The 14993-nt window shown below is 58.1% G+C and carries 13 protein-coding genes and 2 pseudogenes; 9 read left to right on the forward strand and 6 right to left on the reverse strand.

Going from position 1 to position 14993, the window contains the following annotated elements; translation table 11 throughout:
- Nucleotides 1-12: 12 nt before the first annotated feature.
- The 7 genes and pseudogenes from metH to DW082_RS06065 all read left to right on the forward strand — a co-directional run bounded on the left by metH (nt 13) and on the right by DW082_RS06065 (nt 8420).
- Nucleotides 13-3671 (forward strand): annotated as a pseudogene (gene metH / locus DW082_RS06035) (methionine synthase).
- A 28-nt stretch (nt 3672-3699) separates the two neighbouring features.
- Nucleotides 3700-4662 (forward strand): methylenetetrahydrofolate reductase, encoded by a 963-nt coding sequence (locus DW082_RS06040; RefSeq protein ID WP_101572525.1) that lies wholly within the window; start codon nt 3700-3702, stop codon nt 4660-4662.
- A 13-nt stretch (nt 4663-4675) separates the two neighbouring features.
- Nucleotides 4676-5857, forward strand: a complete 1182-nt coding sequence (locus DW082_RS06045; protein ID WP_055204722.1) for a M20 family metallopeptidase — start codon at nt 4676-4678, stop codon at nt 5855-5857.
- A gap of 85 nt (nt 5858-5942) precedes the next feature.
- Nucleotides 5943-6113 (forward strand): DUF362 domain-containing protein, encoded by a 171-nt coding sequence (locus DW082_RS06050; RefSeq protein WP_055204719.1) that lies wholly within the window; start codon nt 5943-5945, stop codon nt 6111-6113.
- Between the two features lie 70 nt (nt 6114-6183).
- Entirely contained in the window at nt 6184-7284 is a 1101-nt protein-coding gene (gene mqnC, locus DW082_RS06055) for a cyclic dehypoxanthinyl futalosine synthase (protein ID WP_118457833.1), read from the forward strand.
- A 132-nt stretch (nt 7285-7416) separates the two neighbouring features.
- On the forward strand, nt 7417-7929 hold the full coding sequence (locus DW082_RS06060; protein WP_055204716.1) for a ferritin-like domain-containing protein: 513 nt from the start codon (nt 7417-7419) through the stop codon (nt 7927-7929).
- Between the two features lie 128 nt (nt 7930-8057).
- On the forward strand, nt 8058-8420 hold the full coding sequence (locus DW082_RS06065) for an arsenate reductase family protein (protein WP_055204713.1): 363 nt from the start codon (nt 8058-8060) through the stop codon (nt 8418-8420).
- 15 nt (nt 8421-8435) lie between these two features.
- Here DW082_RS06065 and ribH read toward each other — a convergent pair.
- Both ribH and DW082_RS06075 read right to left on the reverse strand, forming a co-directional pair.
- Nucleotides 8436-8959: pseudogene (gene ribH, locus DW082_RS06070) on the reverse strand (6,7-dimethyl-8-ribityllumazine synthase).
- 78 nt (nt 8960-9037) lie between these two features.
- The gene (locus DW082_RS06075; protein WP_118457835.1) at nt 9038-9736 is read right to left on the reverse strand and encodes a tetratricopeptide repeat protein; all 699 of its coding nucleotides are present in this window, start codon (nt 9734-9736) and stop codon (nt 9038-9040) included.
- A gap of 211 nt (nt 9737-9947) precedes the next feature.
- Here DW082_RS06075 and recF point away from each other — a divergent pair, with 211 nt between their 5' ends.
- Complete coding sequence (gene recF / locus DW082_RS06085) at nt 9948-11048, forward strand: DNA replication/repair protein RecF (RefSeq protein ID WP_055204707.1); 1101 nt, start codon at nt 9948-9950, stop codon at nt 11046-11048.
- On the forward strand, nt 11045-11341 hold the full coding sequence (locus tag DW082_RS06090; protein WP_101572517.1) for a DUF721 domain-containing protein: 297 nt from the start codon (nt 11045-11047) through the stop codon (nt 11339-11341). Before recF ends, DW082_RS06090 begins: the two co-directional genes overlap by 4 nt.
- A gap of 95 nt (nt 11342-11436) precedes the next feature.
- On the opposite strand, the gene DW082_RS06095 is transcribed toward DW082_RS06090, so the two are convergent.
- The 4 genes from DW082_RS06095 to DW082_RS15315 all read right to left on the reverse strand — a co-directional run bounded on the left by DW082_RS06095 (nt 11437) and on the right by DW082_RS15315 (nt 14749).
- Complete coding sequence (locus DW082_RS06095; protein ID WP_055204703.1) at nt 11437-12132, reverse strand: FKBP-type peptidyl-prolyl cis-trans isomerase; 696 nt, start codon at nt 12130-12132, stop codon at nt 11437-11439.
- Nucleotides 12133-12269: 137 nt separating this feature from the next.
- Entirely contained in the window at nt 12270-13556 is a 1287-nt protein-coding gene (gene nhaA / locus DW082_RS06100; protein ID WP_253906348.1) for a Na+/H+ antiporter NhaA, read from the reverse strand.
- A gap of 153 nt (nt 13557-13709) precedes the next feature.
- Nucleotides 13710-14318, reverse strand: a complete 609-nt coding sequence (locus tag DW082_RS15310) for an arginase family protein (protein WP_310648302.1) — start codon at nt 14316-14318, stop codon at nt 13710-13712.
- Complete coding sequence (locus DW082_RS15315; RefSeq protein WP_310648303.1) at nt 14276-14749, reverse strand: arginase family protein; 474 nt, start codon at nt 14747-14749, stop codon at nt 14276-14278. The genes DW082_RS15310 and DW082_RS15315 overlap by 43 nt, the downstream gene beginning before the upstream one ends.
- Between the last annotated feature and the right edge of the window lie 244 nt (nt 14750-14993).

Raw genomic sequence — 14993 nt, forward strand, 5'->3', positions numbered from 1 at the left:
CACAATTTACGTATGCTGAAATTTTCGATACACGACCAGAGCGCGCGCCGAATCCTGATCCTCGACGGCGGACTCGGAACGATGATACAGGCTACGGCCTGAGCGAAGAGGATTACCGCGGAACGCGTTTTGCAGATTGGAAAATCCTGCTGAAAGGGTGCAACGACCTGCTCGTGCTGACCCGTCCGCAAGTGATCGCCGAAATCCACGAAGCCTATCTCAAAGCGGGAGCCGACATCATCTCGACCGACACGTTCAACGCCAGCGCGGTATCGATGGCCGATTACGGGCTCGAGGCGTATGTTTATGAGATGAACCGGGCGGCGGCGGCGCTGGCCCGCAAAGTCGCCGACGGCTATACGCTCCGCAATCCATCGAAACCGCGCTTCGTAGCCGGTTCGATCGGCCCGACCAATCGCACGGCGTCGATCTCGCCGGACGTCAACAATCCGGGTTACCGGGCGGTGACGTTCGACGACCTTCGGGCATCCTATGCCGAACAGGTGCGCGGTCTGCTGGACGGCGGAGCGGACGTGCTGCTGATCGAGACGATCTTCGACACGCTGAACGCGAAAGCCGCGCTGTTCGCCATCGAGGAGACTTTCGCCGAACGCGGAAGACGGATTCCGGTGATGGTCTCCGGAACCATCACCGACGCCAGCGGACGGACGCTGTCCGGGCAAACGATCGAGGCTTTCTACGCTTCGATCGCCCATGCGAATCCTTTTTCGGTAGGACTGAACTGCGGCTACGGCGCCGAACTGATGCTGCCTTACATCGAACGGCTGGCGGCGGTCGCCGGGTGCGCCGTATCGTCGCACCCGAACGCCGGACTGCCGAACGGCTTCGGCGGTTACGACGAAACGCCCGAAATGATGGCGGCAACGATCGGAACCTACCTGGACAAAGGCCTGCTGAACATCGTCGGCGGATGCTGCGGCACGACGCCGGAACACATCGCCGCCATCGCGCAAGTCGCATCGAAATACACGCCGCGCGCAATCCCGGAACCGGAGCACGTAACTACGCTCAGCGGACTGGAAACGCTGCGGATCACGCCCGAAGCTAACTTCGTCAACGTCGGCGAACGGACGAACGTGGCCGGATCGGCCAAATTCGCCGGCTTGATCCGTGAAAAAAAATACGAAGAAGCGCTGTCCGTAGCGCGGCAGCAAGTCGAAGGCGGCGCTCAGATCGTCGATATCTGCATGGACGACGGGCTGATCGACGGCCCGACGGCGATGCGCGACTTCCTGAACCTCGTGATGTCCGAACCGGACATCGCACGGGTCCCGGTCATGATCGACTCGTCGAAATGGGAAGTGCTCGAAACGGGGCTCAAATGCGTGCAGGGTAAATCGGTAGTCAACTCGATCTCGTTGAAAGAAGGCGAGCGGGAGTTCCTGCACCGGGCCGGACTGATCCGCCGTTACGGAGCGGCGGCCGTCGTAATGCTGTTCGACGAACAGGGTCAGGCCGATACTTTCGAACGGAAAATCGCGGTCGCCGGCCGCGCCTACGAATTGCTGACCGAAAACGGCTTCCCGGCCGAAGACATCATCTTCGATCCCAACGTGCTGTCGGTAGCCACCGGTATCGAAGAACACGACGGCTACGGCATCGACTTCATCCGCGCCTGCGGCTGGATCAAGGCCAACTGTCCGTATGCGAAGGTCAGCGGCGGGGTCAGCAACCTGTCGTTCTCGTTCCGAGGCAACAACAAGGTGCGCGAGGCGATGCATTCGGTATTCCTGTACCATGCGATCGCCGAAGGGATGGACATGGGCATCGTCAACCCGTCGATGCTGCAGGTGTACAGCGAAATTCCTTCCGAATTGCTGGAACTATGCGAAAACGTCGTGCTGAACCGGCGTCCCGACGCGACCGAACGGCTGACCGCATACGCACAGCAACTCAAGGATAAAAGCGGCACCGTGTCCGACGATACGCAACGGCTACAGTGGCGCAAAGGGAGTGTCGACGAACGGCTGGCGCACGCCATGCTGAAAGGAATCACCGATTTTATCGACGAAGACACCGAAGAAGCCTACCGGTCGCTGGGCAATGCGCTGGCCGTGATCGAAGGGCCGCTGATGAACGGCATGAACCGGGTCGGCGAATTGTTCGGCAGCGGAAAGATGTTCCTGCCGCAGGTGGTCAAGAGCGCCCGCGTGATGAAACGCGCCGTCGCGGTGCTGACTCCCTACATCGAACAGGAGCGCAGCGAAGGACGCGCCGCATCGGCCGGGAGGATCGTCGTGGCGACGGTCAAGGGCGACGTGCACGACATCGGCAAAAACATCGTCTCGGTGGTGCTGGCCTGCAACGGCTATCAGATCGAAGACCTCGGCGTGATGGTCGAGACGGGACGGATCGCCGACGCCGCCTCGAAATGGCAGGCCGACGTGATCGGACTCAGCGGACTGATTACCCCGTCGCTCGAGGAGATGGCCAAAGTAATCGTCTCGGTCGAACAGATGGGCCTGAAGATCCCGATTCTGATCGGCGGCGCCACCACGTCGGACATGCACACGGCGGTCAAACTGGCCCCGCTGTACAGCGGCCCGGTGATCCACGTCAAAGACGCGTCGGAAGACGTGCGGATACTCGGCGAACTGAATTCGGCGCACCGCGAAGACTTTTTGCGGAACCTGCGGACAGAGCAGCAGCGGCTGCGCGAAGAGTTCGTCCGCAAAGAGAGCGGCAAAACCTACCGCACGCTCGCCGAAGCCCGCGCCCGCGCACTGAGAATCGACACGAGCCGGATCGCGCGGCCCGCGCGCACGGGACGTTTCGTTTTCGCGGACTACCCGTTGGACGAAATCGCGAAACTGATCAACTGGAGTTACTTTTTTGCCGGCTGGGGACTGGCCGGACGCTACCCCGCCCTGCTGGACGACCCGATCAAAGGCGAAGAAGCCCGCAAACTGTTCGCTGACGCGCAGGAGCTATTGCAGCAAATCATCGACAACAAATGGCTGAGGACCAACGGCGTCGTCGGAATTTACCCGGCGACCGGCGACGGCGACGACATCGTGCTGTACGCAGACGACAGCCGGCGGCAGGAACTCCTGCGGCTGCCGCAGTTGCGCAACCAACAACCCGACGACGAAACGAACCTGTCGCTGGCCGACTTCGTCGCTCCGGCAGGCAGCGGAATAGCAGACTACGTCGGCGCGTTCGCCGTAACGGCGGGCATCGGCCTGAACGAACTGGCCGAACGTTTCCGCCGCGACAACGACGACTACCGCGCCATCATGACCAAGTTGCTCGGCGACCGGCTGGCCGAAGCCTTCGCCGAAACGTTGCACCGGCGGGTGCGCACCGAACTGTGGGGATACGAAAAACCGGACGCATTCACGCCGAAAGAGCTGTTCGCCGGACGGTACCGGGGTATCCGCCCGGCATTCGGCTACCCCTCGTGCCCGGATCACTCGATGAAAGAGGACATCTTCCGGCTGATGCGGGTGACCGAAGCGACCGGCATCGCGCTGACCGAATCGTACATGATGACGCCCGGCGAATCGACCTGCGGCCTGATCTTCGGCTGCGAGGAGGCCCGTAACTTCTCGATAGACAAGATAGACGGCGAACAACTCGCCGATTACGCGGCAAGGAGGAACGTCGATCCGGAAAAACTGAAAACAATCATGCCGCAGCACCTGCGGTAGCGCCATAGCGAAATTAAAAACCTATTTCATGCACATTACCGACATCATACGAAAAGCCGGCGCGGAAGGCAAACCCCGTTTCTCGTTCGAACTGCTGCCGCCGCTCAAAGGCGACGGAACACAGCGCACGTTCGAAGCGATCGACCCGCTTATGGAATTCTCCCCGATCTTCTGTAGCGTCACCTACCACCGCGAGGACGTCAAATACGTCGAAAAAGAAAACGGTCTGCTCGAACGGCACACGGTACGCCGGCGGCCGGGGACGGTCGGCATTTCGGCGGCCATCATGCAGCGGTACGGCCTGACCGTCATCCCGCACCTGATCTGCGGCGGCCAGTCGCGCTACGACATCGAAGACGCCCTGATCGACCTGGACTTCCTGGGAATACAAAACGTGCTGGCGCTCCGCGGAGACAATCTGAAAGGAGAACACACGTTCCGCAACCACCCGGACGGACACCTGCACGCGTCGGAGCTGGTCGAGCAGATCGAACGGATGAACCGAGGCGTTTTCATCGACGGCGAGGTCGAACAGTGCCACAACACGAATTTCTGCATCGGCGTGGCCGGTTACCCCGAGAAACACGCCGAAGCCCCGAACAAAGCCGAAGACCTGCGCCGGCTGAAAGAGAAAGTAGACGCCGGCGCCGCGTACATCATCACGCAGATGAGTTTCGACAGCGCGAAAATCCTGTCGTTCATCGACGACTGCCGCGCGGCCGGAATCGACGTGCCGATCGTTCCGGGCATCAAGCCGTTCTCGACGAAAGCCCAGCTCACGATGCTGCCTCAGATTTTCCATGTCGACCTGCCCGAAGCGTTGGTCGAAACGGTGAAGCGGTGTAACAACAACGCCGAAGTGCGCGAAGCGGGCGTCGAATGGGCCATTGCACAGGGACGCGAGCTGATCGCGGCCGGAATTCCCGTCCTGCATTTTTACACGATGGGAAAGACCGACAACATGGTCAAGATCGCCCGCGCGTTATTCTAAAAACCGAGAACCTATGGACTACGAATCGATTAAAAAACACGCGAAGGCCGTTTCCGAACAGGTATTGACCGTCCGCAGGACGATCCACTCCCGGCCGGAGCTGTCGTTCGAAGAGCACGAAACGGCGGATTACATCGCCGCACAGCTTACCGAAGCGGGAATCCTGTTCCGCAGGATCGCCGGAACGGGTATCCTGGCGCGCATCGAAGGGCACGGCGACCTGCAACGCTGCGTGGTGCTCAGGGCCGACACGGACGCGCTGCCGATCTGGGAGGAAACCGGACTCGAATGCGCCTCCCGGCACGACGGAGTGATGCACGCCTGCGGGCACGACATGCACACCGCCTGCCTGCTCGGCGCGCTGCTCGTGCTGAACCGGCACAAATCGGAGATCGCCGGAACCGTGTTCGGGCTGTTCCAGCCCGGCGAAGAGGTTTGCCCCGGAGGCGCGTCGATGGTCATGGCAGAAGACCCGTTCCGCGATTACCGGGTGGTCGCATTCGTCGGGGAGCACGTCGCCCCGGAAATGGCAGTGGGAAACCTCGGTTTCCGCAGCGGAAAGTACATGGCTTCGAGCGACGAATTGTGGATAGAAGTACACGGCACCGGCGGCCACGGCGCCCTGCCGCACACGATGACCGATCCGGTCGTAGCCGCCGCCGCGCTGATCACGTCGCTGCAACAGGTGGTCAGCCGCAACAACAACGCCACGATCCCGACCGTGCTGTCGATCGGGCGGGTCATCGCCAACGGAGCGACCAACGTCATTCCGCCGGTCGTACAAGTCGCCGGGACGCTGCGCACGATGGACGAACGGTGGCGCGCGCAGGCCAAACGGCGCATTCACGAGATCGCCGCCGGAGTCGCCGCGGCCCATTGCGTTACGGCCGAAGTGAAAATCCCGGAAGGATATCCGTGCGTGGTCAACGATCCGGCGCTGACCGTCCGCGCCCGCAGCATCGCTGCCAAACTCTGGGGCAAGGAGCACGTCGAAGAGCTCGACCTGCGGATGACCGCCGAAGATTTCGGCACCTACACGGAACGCTACCCCAGCCTCTTTTTCAGGCTCGGCACCGCGCGTAAAAACGGCGAATGCGGCGGCGCGTTGCACACCGCTACGTTCAACCCGGACGAACAAGCGCTGGATTACGGCGTGGTCACGATGGCCGTATTCGCCCTGGAGTTTCTGCAATAATCCGCCAAATTTATTCGTTGTTAACTTGACTCGTATATAGAATAATTATACATTTGCGTCGTGGAACTCTTAAAACAAACAGAAAATGGCTTACAAAATCAGTAAAGACACATGCACCGCTTGCGGTACCTGCATCGACGAATGCCCGGTGGGAGCTATCTCCGCAGGGGATGTCTATGTAATCGATCCCGAGTCCTGCACCGAGTGCGGTACCTGCGCCGACGTTTGCCCGACCGAATCCATTTCGCTGGAATAATACGGCCACGCAACGTGGGAAAATAGAACCGCTTTCTCTTCGGAGAAGCGGTTTTCCTATTTAAAAAACGATGGACAACGAAAAAATATACCGCAAGGCGCTCGCCCTCGAACCGCTGACCGCCGGCGAGGCGATGCGGCTGTACGACACCGCCCCGACCGGCGAGTTGACGTTACTCGCATGGGAACTGCGCCAAAAGCAGGTTCCGGGCGACGTGGTAACGTGGCAAATCGACCGCAATGTCAACATCACGAACGTCTGCATTTCGGGTTGTAAATTCTGCAATTTTCACTGCAAGCCGCACCAGACCGAACGGGCCTACGTCACCACGATCGAACAGTATGCCCAAAAAATCGAGGAAACCCTCGCGCTGGGCGGCGACCAACTGTTGTTGCAGGGCGGCCTGCACCCGAAACTGGGGATCGATTTTTACGAAAACCTGTTCCGGGAGCTGAAAACGCGCTATCCGCAGATCCGACTGCATGCGCTCGGCGCGCCCGAAGTATTCCACATCGCCCGGATCAGCGGGCTGGACACGGAAACGACGCTGCGACGGCTGGTCGACGCGGGACTCGACTCGCTGCCCGGAGCCGGAGCCGAAATCCTCGACAACGGGGTGCGGCGGACTATCTCGCCCGGCAAGCCGAACGCCGACCAATGGCTCGACGTCATGCGCACCGCGCACCGCCTCGGCCTGGCGACCTCGGCAACGATGATGTACGGGCACGTAGAAACGCCGCGGCAACGCATCGAACACCTGATCCGAATCCGCGACCTGCAGGCCGAATGTCCGGCCGGAAACTACGGATTCATCGCCTTCATCCCGTGGATCTTCCGCGCGAGCGGAACGCAGCTCGAACGCGAGGGCGTAAGCGCCCGGTTCGTTCCGCTCGAATACCTACGGATCATCGCGATCAGCCGCATCGTCCTGCACAACATCCGCAATATACAGGCTTCGTGGCTGACGGTCGGCAAAGCGACCGCGCAAATGGCGCTGCACGGCGGCGCCAACGATATGGGATCGATCATGATCGAAGAAAACGTCGTCTCGTCGGCCGGCGCGCACAATCGTTTCGACGCGCAGGGTATCCGGCAGGCGATCCGAGAGGCGGGCTTCGTGCCGCGCCTGCGCAACCAGTTATACGAATTCCGGGACGAACCGTCCGCATAGGAACACCCGGAACGGGCCAAGTTATTCTGTACACGGGACTTTTCCGAAACATTCCGACAATCCCGCCGCGATTTAGCACAATATTTGCACAAACCGTTTCCAAACCGTCATTAATCACTAAAACGCAAAACGATGAAACAGGTAAGTGCAGAGGTGCTAAACCTCGATGTTCAGAAACTGATCGAAATGCTTAACGCCGCCCTGTGCGAAGAGTGGCTGGCCTACTACCAATATTGGGTAGGCGCGCGCGTCACGGAAGGCCCGATGCGCAGCGAAATCGAATCGGAAATGCTCAAGCATGCCGACGAAGAACTGTCGCACGCCGTCAAACTGATCGATCGGATCATCCAGCTCGGCGGCACGCCCGTGCTCAGTCCCGACCAATGGATGAAAATGGCCCGGTGCAAATACGAAGCGCCGACCGACCCGTACATCGAAACCGTTCTCGAACAGAATCTGCGCGGCGAACGCTGTGCAATCAAGCGCTACCAGGACATCGCCGACTTTACGAGCGGGATCGACTATACAACCGCCAAAATGGCCGTCGAAATCCTCGAAGACGAACTGGAACACGAGCAAGACATCATCTCGTTCCAGCGCGACATCACTTCGCTGAAAAAGACGCTCGACAAAATGATGAAATAAAACAACCCGGTTACGGACATAAGAGGGAATCCCGCTATTTGCGGGATTCCCTCTTATGTTGCCGAAACTGCGGCGCGGCCCGGAAAAATTTCCTAAATTTGTCCGTACTTCAAAAAAAACGGAACGTCATGAAATACCTGTTTCTTCACTATCCAAAGTGCGGCACCTGCATCAAAGCCGCCAAATGGCTGCGGGCGAACGGCATCGACGTCGAAGCGCGCGACATCACGCTGCAAAACCCGACCGCGCAGGAACTCTCCGCATGGATTCCCGCCAGCGGACTGCCGATCCGGAAATTCTTCAACACCAGCGGGCTGAAATACAGGGAACTGAACCTGAAAGAAAAAATGGAAACAGCAACCCGCGAAGAGTTGCTGTCCGTACTCGCCTCCGACGGCAAGCTGGTCAAACGCCCGTTGTTGGTCGCCGCAGACTTCGTGCTGGTCGGCTTCGACGAAACCGCATGGCGGCAACGGCTGGCGGTACGCTAAAAACCTTCAGGCTGATTAGTTGATCTTCTTTCGGTCGGCTTCGGTCTCTTCGGGCTCCATCTCTATCTGCAAAGCGATCATCTTGATGACCGCAGCGGCGGCTTCGTCCCCCTTGTTGCCGTACTTTCCACCGGCACGGTCGATGGCCTGCTGCAAATTCTCAGTCGTCAGCACCCCGAGGCCACCGGCATGTTCCACGACAGCATCAACTGCGTAACGCCCTGCGTAACGCCCTGGCACACATAATCGAAATGCCGCGTCTCGCCCTGGATCACGCAGCCCAGCACGATCACGCCGTCCACATCGGTGTACTCGGCGAAAAACTGCGCTCCGAGGGAAAGTTCGAACGTCCCGGGGACGCGTTTCACTTCGATATTCTGTTCGTCGCACCCGGCGTTTTTCAACGTACGCACCGCTCCTTCGAGCAACGCGCCGGTGATCTGCTCGTTCCACTCCGACACCACGATGCCGATCCTCATATCCGCCGCCGAGGGCAGTTCCGTTCCTATTTCCGACAAATTTTTATGAATCGTCGCCATATCTTTTATTTATAGTTTAAGTCAAAAAAGGTTGCCGTACAACACAGCAACCTTTCGGTTTATGGATTCCGTAAACGGTTACTGCTGCTGAATTCGCCCGATGTATTTCTGAATATCGCGGGCCTCCATGCTGGTCGGATAATCGACCTCGACCGCCTCGTACGCCGCGAGCGCCTTGGCATTGTCGCCGAGCTTTTCGTACACTTCGCCGGCTTTTTTCAGGTAGTAAGGCGCCGTAAGCGGATCGCTGCTCGTGGCGACGGCTTTTTCATACGACTTGGCAGCCTCGGCGTAATCGCCCATCTGGACATAAACGTCGCCCCGCAGTCCGTAGTTCTGCGCGGCCAGCAAAGCGGACGGCACGTCGTCGGTCGAGCCTTTGTACTGAGTCAGGTAGTCCAGCGCTTCCTGGTACTGTCCCAGGCGCAGGTAGCAGATTCCGGCGTAATGCCTGGCTACGTTGCCCGTTCCGGTCGAACCGTATTTTTCGATCACCTGCAGGAAACCGGCGAAATTACCGTCCCCGTTCAGCGCCAGTTTGAACGAATCCTGGGCGAACTGCTGCTCGGCGGCGAACATCATCGCCGAAGCCTTCTCCATCCGCGGAACGGCGACCAGGTATTTATATCCGAAGAAACCTCCCACCACGATGATAACGACTCCCAAAGCGGTCAGCAGCGACCGGCTGTTTCGCATGATAAAAGCCTCGACGCGACCGATCGCCGATGCGATGGCTACCTCGGGATCTTTTTCGGCCTGCGGTTTGTTTTGTGCCATAATCGATTCAAAAATTAAAATTTACATACTTACGAAATGCAAAAGTAACCTTTTTTAGGGAAATTAAAACTATTTCGGCATCTTTTTTATCTTTGCCCGCCTCCGGAGCGACGCCCGCAAAATCCTCCCGTCGGCATCCGGGAAGCAAAAAACCGCGCGCCGCGGAATATTCCCGAAAATTAAGTATCTTTGGGAACGTAAAAACAACCTTATGCACCTCCACAAACTGTCGCTGATCGACTTCAAGAACATTGCGGAAGCCCATATCGAGCTTTCGCCGCAGATCAACTGCCTGGTAGGCGACAACGGAACCGGCAAAACCAACCTGCTCGACGCCGTACATTACCTGTCGGTCGGTAAAAGCGGATTCAATTTTGCCGATTCGCAGTGCATACGCCACGGTGCGGACGCATTTTTGATCGACGGCGTTTACCGGACGTCCGAAGATCGCAGCGAGCACATCGTTTGCTCGTACAAAAAAAATTCTCAGAAAAAGTTGTGCCGCGGCGGGAAGGAGTACGAAAAGCTGTCCGATCACTTCGGACTGATCCCGCTGGTGATGGTCACCCCGTCGGACACCGCGCTGATCAACGAATCGGGCGAGGAGCGGCGCAGGTACATGAACAGTCTCATTTCGCAGCTCGACCGGAAATACCTCGCGACATTGGTGCGGTACAACCACCTGCTCGCCGAACGGAACAAACTGCTCAAGGCGCAGCAAACGCCGAACTTTTCCGAAATAATGGAAGTGATCGATCTACAGATGGCGGCTCTCGGAACGGATATCAACGCAAGGCGCAAACAACTGATTGACGAACTGGCGCCGCACGTAGCGCGATATTACGCCGCACTGTCCGGCGACCGAGAACAAATCAAACTGAAATACCGGTCGGAACTGAACCAACTGCCGTTCGATGAAATCTTGCGCGATGCGCAGCCACAAGACCGGGCGAACCAATACACTACGCGCGGCGTGCACCGTGACGACCTGCGTATGACCCTCGGCGACTATACGTTGCGCAAATACGGTTCCCAGGGACAACAGAAGTCGTTTCTCATCGCGCTGAAGTTGGCCCAGTTCGATCTGATAGCCGGCCACAGTCCGGTTCGGCCGATCCTGCTGCTGGACGACATCTTCGACAAGCTCGACATGCAGCGCGTCGAACAGTTGATCCGCATCGTGACCAGCGAACGTTTCGGTCAGATCTTCATTACCGACTGCAACAAAGTCCGGCTCGAAAACGTACTGCACAGCAACGGATGCCGGTACACCCTGTTCAACGTAACCGACGGCGAAATCCGAACGGCATGAGAAGACGCGACCCGATCCGGATAGGCGATGCGCTGAACGATTTTTTCACGTCCACGCCGACGATCGCCCGCAAAATAGCCGAAGCGCGGATTCCGGACGTGTGGCCGCGCGTGGTCGGAGACATCGTCGCATCGTATACCGTCCGGCTCGAGATCAAGACGGGCGGACGGTTGTTCGTCTACCTCAGTTCGTCGGTCGTCCGCAACGAGATCTTCATGCAGCGCGCGGCGCTCAAAGAGGCGATCAACAGGGCCGTCGGCAGCGACATCCTGACGACGATCATCGTCAAATAGCCGCCGCGAAATTCCGCCGCCCCTTTTCAAAGAAACCGATAAAAAACCGGGAAGCGTTTACACGCTTCCCGGATCTCTCTGCTCGGAGCGAAAAATTATTTCGTAGCCGAATCCGCAGGAATCACGTCGATCAGATCGACTTCATAGTACAATGCCGAGTTGGCGGGAATCATCTGACCGCGGCCCTGTTTGCCGTAAGCCAGTTCGGACGGCAGCCACAGTTTGATTTTGCCGCCTTTGCCTACCAACTGCATACCTTCGGCCCAACCCGGGATTACGCCCTTCAACGTAATGTTGGCGGTATCCTTGCTGTCATAGGTATTCTGCAGATCCTTTCCTTTGCGGTCGGTCATCTTGTAGAGTACGCGTACGGTCGAAGCCGAATCGGGTTTCACGCTCTCGTCACCCATTTCAACGATCTCGTACAGCAGGCCCGAAGCGGTCTTCTTCACGTTGCTTCCTTTTTCGGCTTCGGCGATGAATTCCGCGCTGGCGATACTGTCTTTACGGGGTTTAACCACCGTGTAGTATTCGCGCATAAAGTTATAGGCGGCCTCCTTGCTCATCACGGAAGTATCGCTCTTGGCAACGTCCTGCATCGCTTTTGCGATCACCGCCAGATTCAGGTTGGCGTCCAACATCGTATCCATGTTCTGGATATAGCTGCCCATATCCAGGCCCATAGCATAGGCCAGCGAATCTTCGGTCGATTTGAGGCTGCCTCCGCCGGTCGAGGTGCAGGCGCCGAGGAAAAGGGCGGCTACACCGCTTAAAATAACAACTTTTTTCATTTTTTTAGAACTATAAATTAATAATCAGAATCGTCTTCAAAACCGTGCCACGTTTTCAGTAGCCGTATACGAGTCGCAAACTTAAACAAATTCAGCGAATAATGCACCATTTTCGCCGCATTTTCGGGCAAATATTTTCAATCTTCCGGATTTTCCTTCCGTTTCACCATCGTGCGGGTAAAAACGAACCCGACGATCACGGCGGCCAGCGACGCCACCAGAATCGCGATTTTGCCGTTACTCACCGTCGCCGGATCGGCAAAGGCCAGGTTATTGATAAAAATCGACATCGTAAATCCGATCCCGGCCAGGCACGAAACGCCGAAAACCCCGGCCCAGGTAGCTCCCTGCGGCAATTCTCCCCATTTCAGCCATACGACCAGCCGGCTGAACAGAAATACGCCCAGCGGCTTGCCGACCACCAATCCGAAAAAGATTCCCATCCCCAGCGGCTCCAACAGCACGCGCAAGTCGCCGAATCCGCTGATCGCGACCCCGGCGTTGGCCAGCGCAAAAACGGGCATAATAAAAAAGGAGACGACGTGGTGCAGCGCATATTCCAGCCGTTGCGACGGGCTGATCGCATTGGTCGCCACCAAGCGCACCATCTCGATGTCTTCGAGCTGTTTGCGGTTCGACAGCACCTGCACTCCTTCGCGGTCGTGCCGGCGGAACGAACGCAGGTAATACCGCGTCTTGTAGGAAAAATAACGTTTCGTAAAACGGGGCGTAGACGGAATCGTCAGCGCGATCAGCACGCCGGCGATCGTCGCATGAATCCCCGAATACAGAAACAGAATCCACATCACGATACTGAGAATCAGGTAATAGCGCATCTTGTAAACATTCAGCCGCTTCAGCAGGATCATGAAGACGAACACGACGGCCGCCGCCACGAGCATTCCGACCTGGATGTCGGTCGAATAGAAAACGGCGATCACCAGGATGCCGCCGAGGTCGTCGACTACGGCCAGCGCCATCAGGAACACCTTCAGCGAAACCGGAACCCGGTTGCCGAGTAGCGACAGGATGCCGATCGCGAATGCGATGTCGGTTGCCATCGGGATCCCCCACCCCGACAGGAAATCGCCGCTCCGGTTGATCAGCACGTAAATCAGCGCAGGCACCGCCATGCCTCCGATCGCCGCCGCCACCGGAAGCGCGGCGCGGCGCACCCCGGAAAGTTGGCCGGCGATGATCTCGCGTTTGATTTCCAAGCCGACATAGAAAAAGAAAATAACCATCAACCCGTCGTTGATCCACGCTTCGAGCGGCTTGCTGAGCCGGAAATGGTCGAACCCGACGGTCAGATGGCTCTCAAGCAGGTGGTGATAGACCCCGGCGGTTTGCGGAATGTTGGCCAGAATCAGGGCCAACACCGCGAACGCGACCAAAATCACGCCGCCCGCCCAGGGGCTATGCATGAAACGGTGGTGCTTTTCGTGGCGGACAAAAAAATTCCGCTTGCGTCTGAAAGTAACGGCCCTCGTCATAATCCGTTGTCGAATCGATAAAATAACGCCGCTGCAAAACGGCAAAATGTCAGAGCCTTACCGCAAACAGGATACCAAAACCTCCTATTTGCCGCTCCGCAACGCAAAATTGCACAGTTTATAGAGCATCCGCGCGCCGACGTTGGCGTCCCAGTCATCGTCGCCGGCCGGATCGGGAGCCACCTCGCAAAGGTCGAACCCGACCACCTCGCGACCCGAAGCGGTCAGCCGGTCGAGCAGGTAAACCGCTTCGGCGAAACTCAGTCCGCCCGGAACCGGCGTTCCGGTATGCGGGCAATACTCCGGCGCGAGCCCGTCGATATCGAAACTGACGTACGCCTTTTCGGGCAGGCAGGCGATGATCCGCTCGCACACGGCATTCCAACTTTCGCCGCCGAACTTCGCGGCGGACAGCGCGTAATCGTCGAACAGGCGGACACGCGCATCCGCCGCGGCCAGGCGCGCCTCGTCGTCGCAGAGATCGCGAACGCCCACCTGCACCAGAGCCGACACTCCGGCCGCTTCGTTCAACACATTATACATAATGGAAGCGTGCGAATAGGTAAATCCTTCGTAAGCCCGGCGCAGGTCGGCATGAGCGTCGACATGCAGTACGCCGACGCCCGGATTACGCTCGGCCACCGCGCGGATCAATCCGAGCGGGACGCTATGGTCGCCGCCGACCAACCCCACCTTTTTACCGGCGTCCAGCATCGGCAGGCCTCGTCGTACACTTCCGCATTGAGTTTTGCGGAACCTTCGTTGACCCGCGCGATACGGCGGCGCACCGATTCTCCGGCCGTACCGCCCGATTCCCAGTGTTCGATCACCCGCCGAGCCTCTTCCCGCAATTTTTTACCGCGCAGTTCCAGCGTATCGCCGACCGGCAGCGTCCCGATTCCCTGCCGCCAACCGTCCGGATTGTGCAGGTCGTACAGATCGACCTGCAACGAAGCGTCCAGGATTGCATCGGGACCGCCGGCCGTCCCCTCGCGGTAAGAGGTCGTCACGTCCCACGGAACGGACATCAGCACCAGTCGAGCCTGCTCCGGCGTAAAAGGAAGTCCGAAATAGCGCCCGTTATTCACGCCCGGAGCGTTCGGATCAAAATCTGTTTTCTCCACGTTTTTCGAAATTAAGCGGCCCGCAAACGACCGGCCCGCACGGACAAAAATAGATAAAAATACCGGATTTCCGGGAAAAGGCTTTTTTCCGAATTTTGAAATCCAACCCGTTACCGTTTTTCTTCCGACAAAAAGAACGATCCGGACAATATCCGCCAATCCGCCCGCGTTACTAATGTAGATTTCCGATTATCGTTGTGAAACGGAGATCGGGTAGTTTTTTTCATAATCATACATTAAGTTG

The sequence above is a fragment of the Alistipes sp. AF48-12 genome, assembly GCF_003477565.1.
GTDB lineage: Bacteria > Bacteroidota > Bacteroidia > Bacteroidales > Rikenellaceae > Alistipes_A > Alistipes_A hominis.

Coding starts and splice junctions, on each gene's coding strand:
- DW082_RS06040 (WP_101572525.1), top strand. CDS start 3,700: ATGCACATTACCGACATCATACGAAAAGCCGGCGCGGAAGGCAAACCC.
- DW082_RS06045 (WP_055204722.1), top strand. CDS start 4,676: ATGGACTACGAATCGATTAAAAAACACGCGAAGGCCGTTTCCGAACAG.
- DW082_RS06050 (WP_055204719.1), top strand. CDS start 5,943: ATGGCTTACAAAATCAGTAAAGACACATGCACCGCTTGCGGTACCTGC.
- mqnC (WP_118457833.1), top strand. CDS start 6,184: ATGGACAACGAAAAAATATACCGCAAGGCGCTCGCCCTCGAACCGCTG.
- DW082_RS06060 (WP_055204716.1), top strand. CDS start 7,417: ATGAAACAGGTAAGTGCAGAGGTGCTAAACCTCGATGTTCAGAAACTG.
- DW082_RS06065 (WP_055204713.1), top strand. CDS start 8,058: ATGAAATACCTGTTTCTTCACTATCCAAAGTGCGGCACCTGCATCAAA.
- DW082_RS06075 (WP_118457835.1), bottom strand. CDS start 9,736: ATGGCACAAAACAAACCGCAGGCCGAAAAAGATCCCGAGGTAGCCATC.
- recF (WP_055204707.1), top strand. CDS start 9,948: ATGCACCTCCACAAACTGTCGCTGATCGACTTCAAGAACATTGCGGAA.
- DW082_RS06090 (WP_101572517.1), top strand. CDS start 11,045: ATGAGAAGACGCGACCCGATCCGGATAGGCGATGCGCTGAACGATTTT.
- DW082_RS06095 (WP_055204703.1), bottom strand. CDS start 12,132: ATGAAAAAAGTTGTTATTTTAAGCGGTGTAGCCGCCCTTTTCCTCGGC.
- nhaA (WP_253906348.1), bottom strand. CDS start 13,556: ATGCATAGCCCCTGGGCGGGCGGCGTGATTTTGGTCGCGTTCGCGGTG.